The organism is Pantoea agglomerans (assembly GCF_020149765.1).
Lineage (GTDB): Bacteria > Pseudomonadota > Gammaproteobacteria > Enterobacterales > Enterobacteriaceae > Pantoea > Pantoea alvi.
In genome coordinates this window covers 2497764-2514667 of sequence record NZ_CP083809.1, presented here as the reverse complement: position 1 = coordinate 2514667, position 16904 = coordinate 2497764, and the positions used below count along the sequence as shown (strand labels likewise).

The 16904-nt window shown below is 59.4% G+C and carries 15 protein-coding genes; 13 read left to right on the top strand and 2 right to left on the bottom strand.

Annotation, left to right across the window (positions count from 1 at the left end; translation table 11 throughout):
- The first annotated feature begins 3 nt into the window (after window positions 1-3).
- From LB453_RS14800 to flgL, 4 genes are all read left to right on the top strand, one after another.
- Complete coding sequence (locus LB453_RS14800) at window positions 4-1104, top strand: flagellar basal body P-ring protein FlgI (protein ID WP_374044218.1); 1101 nt, start codon at window positions 4-6, stop codon at window positions 1102-1104.
- Window positions 1105-1106: 2 nt separating this feature from the next.
- Complete coding sequence (gene flgJ / locus LB453_RS14795; RefSeq protein ID WP_103795455.1) at window positions 1107-2045, top strand: flagellar assembly peptidoglycan hydrolase FlgJ; 939 nt, start codon at window positions 1107-1109, stop codon at window positions 2043-2045.
- 121 nt (window positions 2046-2166) lie between these two features.
- Window positions 2167-3807 carry a flagellar hook-associated protein FlgK gene (flgK, locus tag LB453_RS14790; protein WP_103795456.1) on the top strand — a complete coding sequence of 547 codons (1641 nt, stop codon included), beginning with the start codon at window positions 2167-2169 and terminating at the stop codon, window positions 3805-3807.
- 11 nt (window positions 3808-3818) lie between these two features.
- On the top strand, window positions 3819-4784 hold the full coding sequence (gene flgL / locus LB453_RS14785) for a flagellar hook-associated protein FlgL (RefSeq protein ID WP_103795457.1): 966 nt from the start codon (window positions 3819-3821) through the stop codon (window positions 4782-4784).
- A gap of 139 nt (window positions 4785-4923) precedes the next feature.
- On the opposite strand, the gene rne is transcribed toward flgL, so the two are convergent.
- Window positions 4924-8421 carry a ribonuclease E gene (gene rne, locus LB453_RS14780; RefSeq protein ID WP_103795458.1) on the bottom strand — a complete coding sequence of 1166 codons (3498 nt, stop codon included), beginning with the start codon at window positions 8419-8421 and terminating at the stop codon, window positions 4924-4926.
- A 570-nt stretch (window positions 8422-8991) separates the two neighbouring features.
- Here rne and rluC point away from each other — a divergent pair.
- A complete protein-coding gene (gene rluC / locus LB453_RS14775) occupies window positions 8992-9948 on the top strand; it encodes a 23S rRNA pseudouridine(955/2504/2580) synthase RluC (protein WP_103795459.1) in 957 nt (318 codons plus the stop codon).
- Window positions 9949-9961: 13 nt separating this feature from the next.
- On the opposite strand, the gene LB453_RS14770 is transcribed toward rluC, so the two are convergent.
- Window positions 9962-10546, bottom strand: coding sequence for a Maf family protein (locus LB453_RS14770; RefSeq protein WP_103795460.1), 585 nt, complete (start codon window positions 10544-10546; stop codon window positions 9962-9964).
- A gap of 140 nt (window positions 10547-10686) precedes the next feature.
- Here LB453_RS14770 and yceD point away from each other — a divergent pair, with 140 nt between their 5' ends.
- From yceD to fabF, 8 genes are all read left to right on the top strand, one after another.
- Entirely contained in the window at window positions 10687-11208 is a 522-nt protein-coding gene (gene yceD / locus LB453_RS14765; protein ID WP_103795461.1) for a 23S rRNA accumulation protein YceD, read from the top strand.
- Between the two features lie 14 nt (window positions 11209-11222).
- A complete protein-coding gene (gene rpmF, locus LB453_RS14760; RefSeq protein WP_017348070.1) occupies window positions 11223-11393 on the top strand; it encodes a 50S ribosomal protein L32 in 171 nt (56 codons plus the stop codon).
- A 25-nt stretch (window positions 11394-11418) separates the two neighbouring features.
- Window positions 11419-12459 (top strand): phosphate acyltransferase PlsX, encoded by a 1041-nt coding sequence (gene plsX, locus LB453_RS14755; protein WP_103795462.1) that lies wholly within the window; start codon window positions 11419-11421, stop codon window positions 12457-12459.
- Entirely contained in the window at window positions 12460-13413 is a 954-nt protein-coding gene (locus LB453_RS14750) for a beta-ketoacyl-ACP synthase III (protein ID WP_103795463.1), read from the top strand. It begins immediately after the preceding gene.
- Between the two features lie 16 nt (window positions 13414-13429).
- A complete protein-coding gene (gene fabD, locus LB453_RS14745; protein WP_103795464.1) occupies window positions 13430-14362 on the top strand; it encodes an ACP S-malonyltransferase in 933 nt (310 codons plus the stop codon).
- Window positions 14363-14372: 10 nt separating this feature from the next.
- Complete coding sequence (gene fabG / locus LB453_RS14740; protein WP_103795465.1) at window positions 14373-15107, top strand: 3-oxoacyl-ACP reductase FabG; 735 nt, start codon at window positions 14373-14375, stop codon at window positions 15105-15107.
- A 153-nt stretch (window positions 15108-15260) separates the two neighbouring features.
- On the top strand, window positions 15261-15497 hold the full coding sequence (gene acpP / locus LB453_RS14735) for an acyl carrier protein (RefSeq protein WP_025901771.1): 237 nt from the start codon (window positions 15261-15263) through the stop codon (window positions 15495-15497).
- 84 nt (window positions 15498-15581) lie between these two features.
- Window positions 15582-16823 carry a beta-ketoacyl-ACP synthase II gene (gene fabF / locus LB453_RS14730; protein ID WP_103795466.1) on the top strand — a complete coding sequence of 414 codons (1242 nt, stop codon included), beginning with the start codon at window positions 15582-15584 and terminating at the stop codon, window positions 16821-16823.
- Window positions 16824-16904 lie beyond the last annotated feature (81 nt).

Genomic DNA, 16904 nt, shown 5'->3' with positions numbered 1-16904 from the left:
AGTGTGAAAAGTTTACTGCTCGGCCTGAGCCTGACGCTCGGCCTCTGCCTGAACGCCCATGCGGATCGCATCCGCGATCTGGTCAGCGTGCAGGGCGTGCGCGACAACCAGCTGATCGGCTACGGCCTGGTAGTGGGCCTCGACGGCACCGGCGACCAGACCACCCAGACGCCGTTCACCACGCAAACCGTCAGCAACATGCTCTCCCAGCTCGGCATTACCGTGCCGCAGGGCACCAACATGCAGCTGAAAAACGTCGCGGCGGTCATGGTGACGGCGCAGCTGCCGGCCTTCGCCCGTCAGGGACAGACCATCGACGTGGTGGTCTCCTCGCTGGGCAACGCCAAAAGCCTGCGCGGCGGCACCCTGGTCATGACGCCAATGAAGGGCGTCGACAACCAGGTCTACGCGCTGGCGCAGGGCAATATCCTGGTCGGCGGCGCAGGCGCGTCGGCGGGCGGCAGCAGCGTGCAGGTCAACCAGCTTAACGGCGGCCGCATCACCGGCGGCGCCACCGTCGAGCGTGAACTGCAGAGCAACTTCGGCAGCCAGAACACCCTGAACCTGCAGCTGAACAATGAAGATTTCTCCATGGCGCAGCGTATCGCCGACTCCATCAACGGTCGCGGCGGCTACGGCGCGGCGACGGCGCTCGACGCCCGTACCGTACAGGTGCGCGTCTCGCCCAACAACAGCTCGCAGGTCCGCCTGCTGGCGGAGATCCTGAATATCGACGTCTCGATCCCGATTGAAGATGCCAAAGTGATCATCAACTCGCGCACCGGCTCTGTGGTAATGAACCGCGAAGTGACGCTGAACAGCTGTGCGGTGGCGCAGGGCAACCTGTCGGTCACGGTCAACCAGTCGCAGAACGTCAGCCAGCCGAATACGCCGTTTGGCGGCGGTCAGACGGTGGTGACGCCGCAGACGCAGATCGATCTGCGCCAGAGCGGCGGGGCACTGCAGCGCGTCAACGCCAGCGCCAACCTGAACAACGTGGTGCGCGCGCTCAATGCGCTGGGTGCATCGCCCATCGAGCTGATGTCGATTCTGCAATCGATGCAGAGCGCAGGCTGCCTGCGCGCCAAACTGGAAATTATCTGACGATGGATATGCAATCGCTGACGAAGGCGGCTTTTGACAGCCGCTCGCTAAACGACCTGAAGCGCGAAGCCAACACGGATCCGAAAGGCAAAGCGCTACAGGTGGCCAGGCAGGTCGAGGGAATGTTTGTGCAGATGATGATGAAGAGCATGCGCGAAGCGCTGCCGCAGGACGGTATCTTCAGCAGCGAGTCGAGCAAAATGTTTACTTCGATGTACGATCAGCAGATTGCGCAGGAGATCGGCAGGCGCGGCCTCGGCATGGCCGATCTGATTGTAAAACAGATGCAGCCGGCGCAGGCGCCCGACGAGCGCGCCGGCACCGTGCCGATGCCACTCGACGACAGCTTTATCTACAGCGCGGCGCCCTCCAGCCAGCTGGAGCAGATGGTACGCAAGGCGCTGCCGCGTCTGCCGGTATCCCCGACCAACCTGCCGGCCGACAGCAGCGAGTTTATCGCCCAGCTGGCGCAGCCGGCCCAGGCTGCCAGCGCCCAGAGCGGCATTCCGCACCACCTGATTCTGGCGCAGGCGGCGCTGGAGTCGGGCTGGGGCCAGCGCCAGATCCTGACCCGCGACGGCAAGCCGAGCTATAACGTGTTCGGCATCAAGGCGAGCGGCAACTGGAAAGGCGAGAGCACCGATATTATGACCACGGAATATGAGCAGGGCGAGGCGAAGAAGGTGCGCGCCAGCTTCCGCGTCTACCACTCCTATTTCGAGGCGCTTACCGACTACGTCAAACTGCTTTCGAACAACCCTCGCTACGCCGCCGTTACCAGCGCGCAGACCGCCGAGCAGGGCGCGCACGCGCTGCAGGCCGCCGGTTACGCCACCGATCCGAAATATGCGCAGAAGCTGGTGGGAATGATCCAGCAATTCAAAAACATGGGCGAGAAAGTAGTGAAGGCGTACAGCAAAGATTTAAACGACCTCTTCTAGCGGCTCAGCCTCAAGTTTCACTCAGGCTTGCCGATAATATCAGCAGATGCCAGACGCGTTTTCGCGCACGGGCGAGCATTGATTACTGCCAGCCCGCTTAACGGGAAAGAAAGGAACCGAGATGTCCAGCATAATAAACTCTGCGATGAGTGGGCTGAGCGCCGCACAGGCGGCGCTGAGCACCACCAGCAACAACATCACCAACTACACGGTCGCGGGCTACTCGCGTCAGACCATTCTGCTGTCGCAGGCCAACAGCACCCTGCAGGGCAGCAGCTACTACGGCAACGGCACCAGCGTTACCGGCGTGCAGCGCGAATATGATGAGTTCATTACGGCGCAGCTGCGCGGTTCCAGCGCCACCTACAGCGCGGCCAACACTCAGTATTCGCAAATCTCCAATATTGACGATCTGCTCTCTACCTCGACCACCAGCCTCTCAACGTCGATTCAGGGTTTCTTTACCAACCTGCAGAACGTGGTGAGCAACGCTAACGATCCGTCGGCGCGTCAGTCGATGCTGAGCAATGCCCAGGGGCTGGTGAATCAGTTCCAGACCACCGCGCAGTATCTGACCAATATGCAGAACAGCGTTAATACCGATATCGGCTCGAACGTCGATCAGATCAACACCTATACCAGCCAGATCGCCAACCTCAACAAGCAGATCGGCAAGCTCAGCACCGCAAGCGGCGCGCAGCCGAACGATCTGCTGGATCAGCGCGACCAGCTGGTGAACAGCCTGAATAATATCGTCGGGGTGAGCGTCTCTAAACAGGACGGCAACTATATCGTCTCGATGGGCAGCCTGACGCTGGTCAACGGCAACAAAGCCACCAGCCTGGTGACCATGCCTTCCGCCAGCGATCCAACGCGTACCGCGGTTGGCTATGTGGATAACAGCGCAGGCAACGTCGAGATCGCCGACAGGAACATTACCACCGGCTCGTTAGGGGGCCTGCTGGCTTTCCGCTCGCAGGATCTCGATGCCGCACAGAACCAGCTGGGTCAGCTGGCGGCCGCCTTTACCACCAGCTTCAACGAGGTGCACAAGCAGGGCTACGACAGCAACGGCGATCAGGGCAGCGACTTTTTCACCATCGGCAGCCCGACGGTGCTGAGCAACAGCAAAAACAGCTCCGCCACCACCGTGACGGCGGCCTGGACCGATACCAGCGCCCTGAAAGCCTCTAACTATACCGTCAGCTACGACGGCAGCAGCTGGAACGTTACGCGCGCCTCTGACAACGTAAAAATCACCGCCACGGCGGGCACCGACGCGTCCGGCAACGCCACGCTGAGCTTTGACGGGCTGCAGCTGACCGTAAACGGCACGCCGAGCGCACAGGACAGCTTCCTGGTGAAGCCGGTACAGAACGTCATCGGCGATATGTCCGTTGCCATTACCGACGAGTCGCAAATTGCTGCCGCAGGCGCAACGGGCGGCGCGAGCGACAACCGCAACGCCCAGAAGCTGCTGGCGCTGCAGGATGCGAAGCTGGTGAACGGCAATTCTACGCTGTCGCAGGCCTACGCCAGCATCGTCAGCACCGTCGGCAACAAAACCAGCACCCTGGAAACCACCAGCACCACGCAGAAAAACGTCGTGACCCAGCTGACCGATCGCCAGCAGTCGGTCTCTGGCGTTAACCTGGACGAAGAGTACGCCAACCTGACCAAATATCAGCAGTACTACATGGCGAACGCGCAGGTGCTGCAAACCGCCAGCTCGATTTTCGACGCGCTGCTTAATATCCGCTAAGGAAAAGAACCATGCGACTCAGTACAAACATGATTTTTAACCAGCAGGTGCGCGGCATCAGTGATTCGCAATCCTCCTGGCTGAAAGTGGGCGAGCAGCTCTCCAGCGGCCGCCGCGTTAACAATCCGTCAGACGATCCTATCGCCGCGTCACGCTCGGTGGTGCTGGCGCAGAGCCAGGCGCAGAGCAGCCAGTACGCGCTGGCGCGCACCTTCGCCAACCAGGGCCTGTCGATGGAAGAGAACGCCCTCGGCGGCGTGACCAGCACGATTCAGGATGCACAGACGCTGATCGTGTACGGCTCGACCGGCACGCTGAGCGACGACGACCGCGGCTCTATCGCCACCCAGCTGGAGGGCCTGCGCTCGCAGCTGATGAACCTGGCGAACAGCAAAGACGGCAACGGCCGCTATATCTTTGCCGGTTATAAAACCGACAGCGCGCCTTTTGTCGACAACGGCAGCGGTGCCGTTACCTATGCGGGCGGCAGCGACGCCATTACGCAGAAGGTTGATACCAGCCGCACCATGACCGTAGGGCACACCGGTGACGATATCTTTATGTCCATCACCGGCAACGCCACTAAGGAGCCGGACGGCAGCGCCAGCGAAACCAATATTTTTAATATGCTCGACAGCGCCATCGCCGCGCTGAAAACGCCGCAGGCGAACGCCGACGACGCCGCGAAAAAGACGTTCCAGGATGCGATGGATAAAACCAACCGCGGCCTCGGCAACTCGCTGAACAACGTGCTGACCGTACGCGCCGAGATCGGTACTCAGCTCTCTGAACTGAGCGCGCTGGATGGGCAGGGCGGCAATCGCGACGTTATCCTGAGCAGCGAAATGAGCGACCTGGTCGACACCGACTACACCTCAGCTATCTCCAGCTACACCATGCAGCAGACGGCGCTACAGGCCTCTTATAAGACCTTTACCGATATGTCGAAGATGTCGCTGTTCCAGCTCAACGCCTGATAAGACCCTATTCGAGCATGCCTGAACCGGACATGCTCATTTTTGTCCCACGACCCTGACCGGTATCGTGGGATTTTTTTTGCCCGTAGAAATAAAAAACCCCGGCAAGCCGGGGTTTTTTGTCAGTCGCGTCGGGTGATTACGCGCTTTCAGGTCGGGTCGCCGGAGCGGTGGCCTGATGGGTCGCGCTGTGACCGCCTGCGGCGCCTTTGCCTTCAAAGGCGAAAGGTGAACGCACCCAGTCGCTGTGACGCGCTGGCTCTGGCTGCCAGGCAGGAGCCGGGGCTTTAGTCATCGGCGCGGAGGCGTGATGCGTAAAGCGGACGGCTTCTTGCTGCGGCGCACTCTTCTGCGGCGCGGCGTCGCGTGCCGGAACGGGCGCATGCGGCTCGCTGATCGGCTCAGGTTTGCTCTCCGCCGCAACCGGCGCGTTCAGCACTTCCTCAACCTGCGCTTCAGCTTCCGGCGTCACGTCGTGCGCCGACTCAGCGGCGATCTCAGTGGCGGCGGCTGGCGTCGCTTCTTCAGCAACCGGCGCGGCTGGAACAGCCTGCCCGGCGATGGCGTCCGCGACGGCTTCGGCAGCGGCCGGGATAACGGCTGGTTGACGATCGACCGGCGCCTCAATCGGCGCGGTGTTATCGGTATTCACCAGCGTGACCGGCGTTTCCGCCTGCGGTTCAGCCTGTTGCACAGCGTCAGCTGGCTGTGCTTCAGCCACATTTGCCTGCTGCTGGTTTTCAGCCTGCTGTGCTTCAGCAACCTCAGCCTGTTTCACATCGCCAGCTGGCTCTGCTTCGGCTACCTCTGCCTGCTGCAGCTTTTCAGCCGGCTCTGCTTTAGCAACGTCTGCCTGCTCTGCCTGAGCCACATTCACCTGTGGCGCAGCCTCAGCGACAGACGGCGCAGCTTCAGCAGCGGCGGCCGGCAGCGCGATAGCGCCTGCGGTCTCCTGCTGGCTGTTGTGCGGCGCATCCTGCTGCGGTTCCTGCATCTCTGCTGGCTGAGCAACCGGATAGCGTACCCAGACTTTGCCGGAGGCCATCTCTGGCGACGCGGCGGCGGCGGCCAGCGGCATGGCGGACTCGCTCGGGTAACGCTCATCACGATAGCGACGACGACGCTGACCGCTGACGCGCAGGTGGCGCGGCGAACGGCGCGAGCGGCGTGGCATATTGCCGTTGTCGCGGTTTTCCGCCTCATCCTGTTCGACCAGTGCGGGCTCTTCGCTCTGCGGCGCGCTGCGTACAGCCTCTGGCTGCGTCTCAACGACTTCCGCTGCCGGCTGCTCGCTCTCACCGCCGATACGCACTTTCTGCGTCAGCTGGCGCGGCTTGCGGCGCGGCATAACCTGAACGCGCTCATCATCCTGCGCTTCCGGGGTCTCGGCGATATCAGCAACGGCTGGCTCAACGGCTTTGCTCGCTTCCTGCTGCGCGCGTTTCTCTTCCTGACGACGGCGCTGGCGCTCGGCACGCTGTTCGCGGCGCTGCTGCTGCTGCTCTTCGCGCTGCTGGCGCGCTTCGTCGCTCAGAACAGGGCTACGCTCTTCGCGCGCTTCGTTCTGTGACGCCTCCTGGCGCTTGCTGCGACGCGCATCATTGTCGCGCGGCTCGCGGTTTTCACGCGGCTCGCGGCTGGCGCGCGGCTCGCGGTTTTCACGCGGCTCACGGCTTTCACGCGGCTCACGGCTTTCGCGCGGTTCGCGATTTTCACGCGGCTCGCGGTTGTCGCCGTTGCGCGGCGTACGCTCACGACGGTTGTTGTTGTTGCGGCGGTTGTTGCGACGCTCGCCGCGCTCTTCTTTGGCGCTGCTGTCGCCTGCTTCGCTGCTGGCCTGCGGCGCTGGCGTCGCTTCTGCGGCTGGTGCCGGAGCGGGCTGGTCGTTGCCGAACAGTTTTTTCAGCAGACGGCTGAAGAAGCCGGTACCGCTGGCGGCGGCTGGCGCTGCGGCGGCCGGTTTAGCGTCAGGCTGCTTTTCGGCGGCTTTAGGCTGCTCGGCCGGGGTTTCGGTCGGCACCGGCGGCGCGTCAGGCATAACAAAGGCGGCCAGTGCAGGCTGCTCAGGACGACGGCGCTCGGCGTGCTCCTCTTCCGACGGCATCGCCATTTCGGCTTCATGCAGCTTCGGCAGGTGATAGCTGAGGGTCTGCGTCTCTTCGCCCTTACGCACGCGCAGCACGGAGTAGTGCGGCGTCTCCATGCGATCGTCCGGCACGATAATCGCGCGGACGCCGCCCTGGCGTTTCTCAATCGCATTTACCGCTTCACGTTTTTCGTTCAGCAGGTAAGAGGCGATCTGAACCGGAACGATAGCGTGAACTTCTTTGGTGTTGTCTTTCAGCGCTTCTTCTTCAATCAGGCGCAGAATCGACAGCGACAGCGATTCGTTGTCACGGATGGTGCCGGTGCCGCTACAGCGCGGACAGACGTGATGGCTTGACTCGCCCAGCGACGGGCTGAGGCGCTGACGCGACATCTCCAGCAGGCCGAAGCGCGAAATATGGCTAATCTGAATGCGCGCGCGATCCTGACGCACCGCTTCACGCAGGCGGTTCTCCACCGCGCGCTGGTGGCGCACCGGTGTCATATCGATAAAGTCGATAACGATCAGACCGCCCAGGTCGCGCAGGCGCAGCTGACGTGCGATCTCATCAGCGGCTTCCAGGTTGGTGTTGAACGCCGTCTCTTCGATATCGCCGCCGCGCGTGGCGCGCGCCGAGTTGATATCGATGGCGGTCAGTGCTTCGGTGCTGTCAATAACGATAGAGCCGCCCGACGGCAGGCGCACTTCGCGCTGGAAGGCGGACTCAATCTGCGACTCGATCTGGTAATGGCTGAACAGCGGGATCTCGCCGGTATAGAGCTTGATTTTGCTGCTGAAGTCGGGACGGCCGAGCGCGGCGATATGCTGGCGCGCCAGCTCGAGCACTTTCGGATTGTCGATCAGGATTTCGCCGATGTCCTGGCGCAGGTAGTCGCGGAAGGCGCGCACGATGACGTTGCTTTCCTGATGGATCAGGAAAGGCGCAGGGCGGTTTTCAGCGGCTTTTTTAATCGCTTCCCAGTGCTTGAGGCGGAAGCTCAGATCCCACTGCAGCGCGTCGGCGGATTTGCCTACGCCCGCGGTGCGTACGATCAGGCCCATACCGTCCGGCAGCTCCAGCGAAGAGAGCGCCTCTTTCAGCTCGGTGCGATCGTCGCCTTCGATGCGGCGGGAGATGCCGCCTGCGCGTGGATTATTCGGCATCAGCACCAGATAGCTGCCCGCCAGAGAGATAAAGGTGGTCAGCGCCGCGCCTTTGTTGCCGCGCTCTTCTTTATCGATCTGAACGATCACTTCCTGACCTTCGCGCAGCACCTCTTTAATATTGGGACGGCCTTGCGAGTTGTAGCTGGCGGGGAAGTATTCGCGGGAGATTTCTTTCAGGGGGAGAAAACCGTGGCGCTCTGCGCCGTAATCGACAAACGCAGCTTCGAGGCTGGGTTCAATGCGGGTGATCTTACCTTTGTAGATGTTGGCTTTTTTCTGTTCGTGTCCGGGGCTTTCAATATCCAGATCGTACAGGCGCTGTCCATCAACCAGGGCAACGCGCAACTCCTCCTGCTGAGTTGCATTAATTAACATTCTTTTCATCGTTTCTGACTCGTTATTCTCACATGAGTGATAAAGCTGCGGGCATAGTTACCCTGGACGAGTTCTGACCGATGGCCCCGTGACTAAGTGCCTTACGTCAACCTCCCGGTTGTCGACTGCGCGAGGGGCGCAAATAACGTCGGTGGCCTGTTTTTCATAAGGAAAAACAGCGCCGTTGCGCTGAAATGCCTGAGAGAAATTGATAACTCCTGCATTTCAATCTTCCGTCCAGGCTGCAACCCGCAGCCCGCTAAGTGCCTGAATTAACATCACGTCTTACGCCATTGCTGCGTGCCCGTTTCATTCGGCAAAATGACTAATTAGCTCTTTTTCTGGCCTGAAATGCATCAGGCGAGAAACTCAGGCATTATTCCATTGCTAACCTTCATATAGCAAGGCGACTTTTATCGCCAGATGAAGATTAGTGATGCATAACACCTTAATATGTCGGACGAATGAGCAGGCTGCTGAAAAAGCCAGCGCACGCTGCGCTTTATCGCGCGACAAGTGGAGAGTTAAGCACAGAAAAAGGGGTGGCGCTATCACAGGACACTATTTAGAATCGCCGCCATGAAAACAGAGAATCCCGGCGTACAGCTTGTCGCCATTTCGGCTGAAAATGCCGGACAACGCATCGATAACTTTTTACGCACCCAGCTCAAGGGCGTGCCGAAAAGTATGATTTACCGCATCCTGCGCAAAGGTGAAGTGCGGGTGAATAAAAAACGCATCAAGCCAGAATATAAGCTGGAAGAGGGCGACGAAGTGCGCATTCCGCCGGTGCGCGTCGCCGAGCGCGAAGAGCAGGCGGTGTCGCCGAAGCTGGAGAAGGTGGCGGCGCTGGCCGAGGCGATCATCTTTGAAGATGACCATATTCTGGTGCTGAACAAGCCTTCAGGCACGGCGGTACACGGCGGCAGCGGGCTGAGCTTCGGCGTAATCGAAGGGCTGCGCGCGCTGCGTCCCGAGGCGCGCTTCCTTGAGCTGGTGCATCGCCTTGACCGCGACACCTCCGGCCTGCTGCTGGTTGCCAAGAAGCGGTCGGCGCTGCGTTCGCTGCATGAGCAGCTGCGCGAAAAGGGCATGCAGAAAGATTATCTGGCGCTGGTGCGCGGCAGCTGGCCGTCACACCTCAAGAGCGTACAGGCGCCGCTGCTGAAGAATATCCTGCAGAGCGGCGAGCGCGTGGTGCGCGTCAGCAGCGAGGGCAAACCCTCGGAAACGCGCTTTAAAGTAGAAGAGCGCTTCGCCTTCGCCACCCTGGTCAAGGCGAGTCCGGTCACCGGGCGCACCCATCAGATCCGCGTGCATACGCTGCATGCCGGTCATCCTATCGCTTTCGACGATCGCTACGGCGAGCGCGAGTTTGACAGCCAGCTGGCCGCGACCGGACTGCGTCGTCTCTTCCTGCACGCCGCCGCGCTGACCTTTACCCATCCCGGCAGCGGCGAAACGCTGCGCTTAGAGGCGCCGCTCGATAACGAACTCAAGCGCTGCCTGCAGGCGCTGCGTCAGCAAAAAGGCTGACGCGCTGTCGGCGTTACTCCAGGGGAGTGATGCCGACCGCCCGCAACATGCCGCTGAGCGCAATCAGCGGCAGCCCAACCAGCGTATTTGGGTCACGCCCCTCCAGCCGCTCAAACAGGCAAATGCCCAGTCCCTCGCTTTTAAAACTCCCGGCGCACTGCAAAGGCTGCTCCTTCTCTATATAGGCGCGTATCTCCCGGTCGCTGAGATCGCGGAAGTGCACCACAAAGGGTTCGCAGCACTGCATCAGCGTTGCGCTGCGCGGCTGGTAAAGCGCCAGCCCGGTATAGAAGGTGATGGCGTTGCCGCTCGCCTGGCGCAGCTGGGCGAAGGCGCGCTCGGGCGTATGGGGCTTGCCGGTAATCGCGCCGTCGAGCACGCACACCTGATCCGAGCCGATAATCCAGCTGTCGGGATAGTCAGCGGCCAGCGCCTGCGCTTTGGCAACGGCAAGGCGCGACACCAGGGCATCGGCCGCTTCGCCGGCGTGGGGCGTTTCGTCAACGTCTGGCGCAGCGGTAATAAAAGGCAGGCCAAGTTTACGCAGCAGCGCCTGGCGAAAAGGCGAGGTTGAGGCTAAAAGAAGAGAGACAGGCATTTTTTCACAATAGTAATGGCGAATTGGTGACACTCATTTTAAACTGTGCGCCGCACTGGATGCGAATAACTGGTGAAAGATGCTGTGAAACGGCCTTTTTCTTTGACTCTATGACGTTACAAAGTTAATATGCGCGCCCTATGCAAAAGGTAAAATTACCCCTGACGCTGGATCCGGTCCGCGCCGCTCAAAAACGCCTGGATTATCAGGGCGTTTACACCCCTGAACAGGTGGAGCGCGTAGCCGAATCAGTTGTTAGTGTGGACAGTGACGTGGAATGTACCATGTCGTTTGCGGTTGACAGCCAGCGCCTCGCCGTACTGCAAGGTACAGCGGAGGTGCAGGTTACATTGCGCTGCCAGCGCTGCAACCAGACATTCCCTCACGCTGTCCACGTAAGCTATTGCTTCAGTCCTGTCTCAACCGATGAGCAGGCCGAGGCACTGCCGGAAGCCTACGAGCCGATCGACGTCGATGATTTTGGCGAAGTCGATCTGCTGGCGGTGATTGAGGATGAAATCATTCTCGCGCTGCCGGTCGTTCCGGTGCATGATTCTGAACACTGTGAAGTGTCCGAGGCGGACATGGTCTTTGGCAAATTGCCTGCAGAGGCGGAAAAACCAAACCCATTTGCCGTATTAGCCAGTTTAAAGCGTAAGTAATAGGAGTAAGGTCCATGGCCGTACAACAGAATAAACCCACCCGTTCTAAGCGTGGCATGCGTCGTTCGCACGATGCGCTGACCACTGCAACTCTGTCTGTAGATAAAGTTTCTGGCGAAACGCATCTGCGTCACCACATCACTGCGGATGGTTACTACCGCGGTCGCAAGGTTATCACCAAATAAGACTTGCGCTTAGCAAGGTGATACTTTGACACGTTTGACCCTGGCTATTGATGCCATGGGCGGGGATTTCGGTCCCTGCGTGACAGTGCCTGCAGCTTTGCAGGCACTGGCCTCTCATTCGCATCTCAATCTTCTTCTGGTCGGCATTCCCGACGACATCACTCCATTGCTTGCCAAAGCGGATTCCTCCTTAACAGGACGTTTGCAGGTCATTCCTGCGGAGTCAGTTATTGCAAGCGATGCACGGCCCTCTCAGGCCATCCGCGCCAGTCGCGGCAGCTCGATGCGCATTGCGCTGGAGCTGGTGAAAGAGGGGCGCGCACAGGCCTGTATCAGTGCCGGCAATACCGGCGCCCTGATGGGGCTGGCGAAATTAATGATAAAACCGCTGGACGGCATTGAGCGCCCGGCGTTGATGACCGTGCTGCCACATCAGCAGCGCGGTAAAACGGTAGTGCTCGATTTAGGCGCTAACGTGGACTCCGATAGCGATATGCTGGTGCAGTTTGCCGTAATGGGCGCGGTGATGGCGGAAGAGGTATTAGCGATCGCCAACCCGCGCGTCGCGCTGCTCAATATTGGTCAGGAAGAGACCAAAGGGCTCGAGAGCATACGCGCCGCCGCCAGCATGCTAAAGGCGTCCGGGCAGATTAACTATATTGGTTACCTGGAAGGCAACGACCTGCTTACCGGCAAGACAGATGTGCTGGTGTGTGACGGATTCGTCGGCAACGTCACGCTGAAAACTATGGAAGGCGTGGTGAGAATGTTCCTTTCCCTGCTGAAGTCTTCAGGGGAGGGGAAAAAACGGTCATGGTGGCTGAAGCTGCTGGGGCGCTGGATTCAGAAACGTCTGGCGCAGCGCTTCGGGCATCTCAACCCCGACCAGTATAATGGCGCTTGTCTGTTAGGATTGCGCGGAACAGTGATCAAAAGCCATGGTGCGGCCAATCAACGCGCCTTCACCGTGGCGATAGAACAGGCAGAGCAGGCGGTGCGACGGCAGGTTCCCGAACGAATCGCCGCGCGCCTTGATGCTGTATTAGCCAGGAGTGACAAAGCCTAGATGTTTACCAAAATTATCGGTACGGGCAGCTATTTGCCTAGCCAGGTGCGTTCAAATGCGGATCTGGAAAAAATGGTGGAGACCTCGGACGAGTGGATCGTAACCCGCACCGGCATCCGCGAGCGCCGTATTGCTGCGCCGGATGAAACCGTGGCCAGCATGGGGTTCGCCGCCGCGCAGCGCGCGCTGGAGATGGCGGGCGTAGAAGCCAGCGAAATCGGCCTGATTATCGTCGCCACCACCTCATCCAGCCATGCGTTTCCCAGCTCGGCCTGCATGATCCAGCAGATGCTGGGGATTAATGACTGTGCCGCATTCGATCTCGCTGCGGCCTGCGCCGGCTTTACCTACGCGCTGAGCGTGGCAGACCAGTACATCAAAAATGGCGCCGTCAAACATGCGCTGGTAATTGGCTCCGACGTGCTGGCGCGTACCCTCGATCCCAACGATCGCGGCACCATCATCCTGTTTGGTGATGGCGCAGGCGCAGTGGTACTGGGCGCGAGCGAAGAGCAGGGCATCATTTCTACCCATCTGCACGCCGACGGCCGCTACGGCCAGCTGCTGACGCTGCCTTACCAGAATCGCGCGCAGCAGGATGAACCCGCCTATCTCACCATGGCCGGCAACGAAGTATTCAAGGTCGCCGTAACCGAACTGGCGCACATCGTTGACGAAACCCTGCAGGCTAATAATCTCGATCGCGAAATGCTCGACTGGCTGGTGCCGCATCAGGCTAACCTGCGCATCATCAGCGCCACGGCGAAAAAACTCGGTATGGGCATGGATAAAGTGGTGGTCACGCTGGACCGTCACGGCAATACCTCGGCGGCCTCGGTGCCCAGCGCGCTCGATGAAGCGGTGCGCGACGGCCGTATCAAACCCGGACAACTGATTCTGCTGGAAGCCTTTGGTGGTGGTTTCACCTGGGGTTCTGCGCTGGTTCGCTTTTGATTCACAGGAACTGAAAATGACGCAATTTGCATTTGTTTTCCCCGGTCAGGGCTCACAGACCGTTGGTATGCTGGCTGAGCTGGCTGCAACCTATCCGCAGGTGGAAGCTACCTTCCGCGAAGCGTCTGACGCGCTGGGATACGATCTGTGGCAGCTGGTGAGTAACGGGCCGGCCGACGAGCTGAACAAAACCTGGCAGACGCAGCCTGCGCTGCTGGCCGCGTCGGTCGCTATCTATCGCGTCTGGCAGCAGCAGGGCGGCAAACAGCCGACCCTGATGGCTGGCCATAGCCTTGGCGAATACTCCGCGCTGGTTTGCGCTGGCGTGCTTGATTTCGCCGACGCCATTAAACTGGTGGAGCTGCGCGGCAAGCTGATGCAGGAAGCGGTGCCGGAAGGCACCGGCGCAATGCAGGCGATTATCGGTCTGGACGACGCCGCTATCCGCAAAGCATGTGAAGAGAGCGCGCAGGGCCAGGTGGTCTCGCCGGTCAACTTTAACTCGCCGGGCCAGGTGGTCATCGCCGGGAATAAAGAAGCGGTTGAACGCGCGGGCGCAGCCTGCAAGGCGGCGGGTGCCAAGCGCGCGCTGCCGCTGCCGGTCAGCGTGCCGTCGCACTGCGCGCTGATGAAGCCTGCCGCAGACAAGCTGGCGGTGGCGCTGGAAGAGATTGCGTTCAACGCGCCGTCCGTTCCGGTGGTGAACAACGTTGACGTAAAATGCGAAAGCGACGCGGCGGCCATCCGTCACGCGCTGGTGCGCCAGCTCTATAGCCCGGTTCGCTGGACCGAGAGCGTCGAGTTTATGGCGTCGCAGGGCGTTACCCAACTGCTGGAGATGGGGCCGGGCAAAGTGCTGACGGGTCTGACCAAACGCATTGTGGACAGCCTGACGGCGGCCGCGGTTAACGACCCGACGTCGCTTTCTGCAGCACTTGAACAGGAATAAGAGGATAAACATGAGCTTTGAAGGTAAAGTTGCGCTGGTAACAGGCGCGAGCCGCGGCATCGGCCGTGCGATCGCTGAAACGCTGGTCGCGCGCGGCGCTAAAGTTATCGGCACCGCGACAAGCGAAAGCGGTGCAGACGCCATCAGCGCTTACCTCGGCGATAACGGCAAAGGTCTGCTGCTGAATGTGACCGATCCCGCATCGATCGACAGCGTGCTGGAGAAGGTTCGCGCAGAATTTGGCGAAGTAGACATTTTGGTCAATAATGCAGGCATTACGCGTGACAATCTGTTAATGCGCATGAAAGATGACGAATGGGCGGATATTCTTGATACCAACCTGACGTCGGTCTTCCGTCTGTCGAAGGCGGTTTTGCGCGCCATGATGAAAAAACGTGTGGGTCGTATCATTACCATCGGTTCCGTTGTTGGCACCATGGGCAACGCGGGCCAGGCAAACTACGCAGCAGCCAAGGCGGGTTTGATTGGCTTTAGCAAATCACTGGCGCGCGAAGTTGCGTCACGTGGCATTACCGTAAACGTCGTGGCTCCGGGCTTTATTGAGACGGACATGACGCGTGCACTGAGCGAAGATCAACGTTCCGGCATTTTGACGCAGGTTCCTGCAGGTCGTTTAGGCGACGCGCAGGAAATCGCCAATGCTGTTGCATTCTTAGCCTCTGACGAAGCAGCCTACATCACGGGTGAGACGCTGCACGTCAATGGCGGCATGTACATGGTCTGATATTCACGAAATCATTTGCATTATTTGCGGTAAAAACCGCAAAATAGCGTAAAATCGTGGTTCGACCAGCCGGGATTTTGTTGCATCTTTTTCAACATTTTATACACTACGAAAACCATCGCGAAAGCGAGTTTTGATAGGAAATTAAATAGTATGAGCGATATCGAACAACGCGTTAAGAAAATCATTGCTGAGCAGCTGGGTGTGAAAGAGGACGAAGTAACAAACTCTGCATCTTTCGTTGAAGACCTGGGTGCTGATTCTCTTGACACCGTTGAGCTGGTAATGGCTCTGGAAGAAGAGTTTGATACTGAAATTCCAGACGAAGAAGCTGAGAAAATCACTACCGTTCAGGCAGCGATCGACTACATCAATAGCCACCAAGGCTAATGAATATCTTCAGGCGGTCACTCGACCGCCTGAGTTTTATATTATTTCCTTAGAGTTTTTATTCCCCCTCCCTGGAGGACGAACGTGTCTAAGCGTCGTGTAGTTGTGACCGGTCTTGGCATGTTGTCTCCTGTCGGCAAAACCGTAGAGTCTACCTGGAGTGCTCTCCTTGCCGGTCAGAGCGGCATTAACCTGATCGACCATTTTGATACGAGTGCCTACGCAACCCGTTTTGCTGGCATCGTAAGAGATTTCAATTGTGATGAAATCATCTCGCGCAAAGATCAGCGCAAGATGGATGACTTCATCCAATACGGCATTGTTGCCGGCGTGCAGGCTATGCAGGATTCGGGTCTGGTTGTGACCGAAGAAAACGCTGGACGCATCGGTGCGGCAATTGGTTCCGGCATCGGCGGACTGGGTCTGATCGAAGAGAACCATACCTCGCTGGTCAATGGCGGCCCGCGTAAAATCAGCCCGTTCTTTGTACCTTCCACCATCGTAAACATGATCGCCGGCCATCTGACGATTATGTACGGTATGAAAGGTCCCAGCATCTCCATCGCTACCGCCTGTACGTCTGGCGTGCACAACATCGGTCATGCGGCGCGTATCATCGCCTATAACGATGCTGACGTGATGCTGGCGGGCGGCGCTGAGAAAGCCAGCACCCCGCTGGGCGTTGGTGGTTTCGGCGCGGCGCGTGCGCTCTCTACCCGCAACGACAACCCGCAGGCGGCAAGCCGTCCGTGGGATAAAGATCGTGACGGCTTCGTACTGGGCGACGGCGCGGGCATTATCGTGCTGGAAGAGTATGAGCACGCGAAAAAACGCGGCGCGAAAATCTATGCGGAAATCGTCGGTTTCGGCATGAGCAGCGATGCTTACCACATGACGTCACCGCCGGAAAACGGCGCTGGCGCCGCGCTGGCGATGGAAAACGCGCTGCGCGACGCGCAGCTGTCGGCAGAGCAGATCGGCTACGTCAACGCGCACGGCACCTCTACGCCGGCGGGTGACAAAGCGGAAGCGCAGGCGGTGAAAACCATTTTCGGCGCTGCAGCGAAAACGGTTATGGTCAGCTCGACCAAATCGATGACCGGCCACCTGCTGGGCGCGGCGGGCGCGGTAGAATCTATCTACTCGATTCTGGCGCTGCGCGACCAGGCGATCCCGCCGACCATCAACCTGGATAATCCGGATGAGGGCTGCGATCTTGACTTCGTGCCCCACACGGCGCGTCAGGTTAGCGGTCTGGAGTACACCCTGTGTAACTCCTTCGGCTTCGGCGGTACTAACGGCTCGCTGATTTTCCGTAAAATCTGACGATTCACGTTCTGGCAAAAGGCTCGCAAATGCGGGCCTTTTTTCTATCTGGAAAGGCTCTGAAACGGATTATCACACCAC

Coding starts and splice junctions, on each gene's coding strand:
- flgJ (WP_103795455.1), top strand. CDS start 1,107: ATGGATATGCAATCGCTGACGAAGGCGGCTTTTGACAGCCGCTCGCTA.
- acpP (WP_025901771.1), top strand. CDS start 15,261: ATGAGCGATATCGAACAACGCGTTAAGAAAATCATTGCTGAGCAGCTG.
- rne (WP_103795458.1), bottom strand. CDS start 8,421: ATGAAAAGAATGTTAATTAATGCAACTCAGCAGGAGGAGTTGCGCGTT.
- flgK (WP_103795456.1), top strand. CDS start 2,167: ATGTCCAGCATAATAAACTCTGCGATGAGTGGGCTGAGCGCCGCACAG.
- rluC (WP_103795459.1), top strand. CDS start 8,992: ATGAAAACAGAGAATCCCGGCGTACAGCTTGTCGCCATTTCGGCTGAA.
- rpmF (WP_017348070.1), top strand. CDS start 11,223: ATGGCCGTACAACAGAATAAACCCACCCGTTCTAAGCGTGGCATGCGT.
- flgL (WP_103795457.1), top strand. CDS start 3,819: ATGCGACTCAGTACAAACATGATTTTTAACCAGCAGGTGCGCGGCATC.
- LB453_RS14770 (WP_103795460.1), bottom strand. CDS start 10,546: ATGCCTGTCTCTCTTCTTTTAGCCTCAACCTCGCCTTTTCGCCAGGCG.
- fabD (WP_103795464.1), top strand. CDS start 13,430: ATGACGCAATTTGCATTTGTTTTCCCCGGTCAGGGCTCACAGACCGTT.
- fabG (WP_103795465.1), top strand. CDS start 14,373: ATGAGCTTTGAAGGTAAAGTTGCGCTGGTAACAGGCGCGAGCCGCGGC.
- LB453_RS14750 (WP_103795463.1), top strand. CDS start 12,460: ATGTTTACCAAAATTATCGGTACGGGCAGCTATTTGCCTAGCCAGGTG.
- yceD (WP_103795461.1), top strand. CDS start 10,687: ATGCAAAAGGTAAAATTACCCCTGACGCTGGATCCGGTCCGCGCCGCT.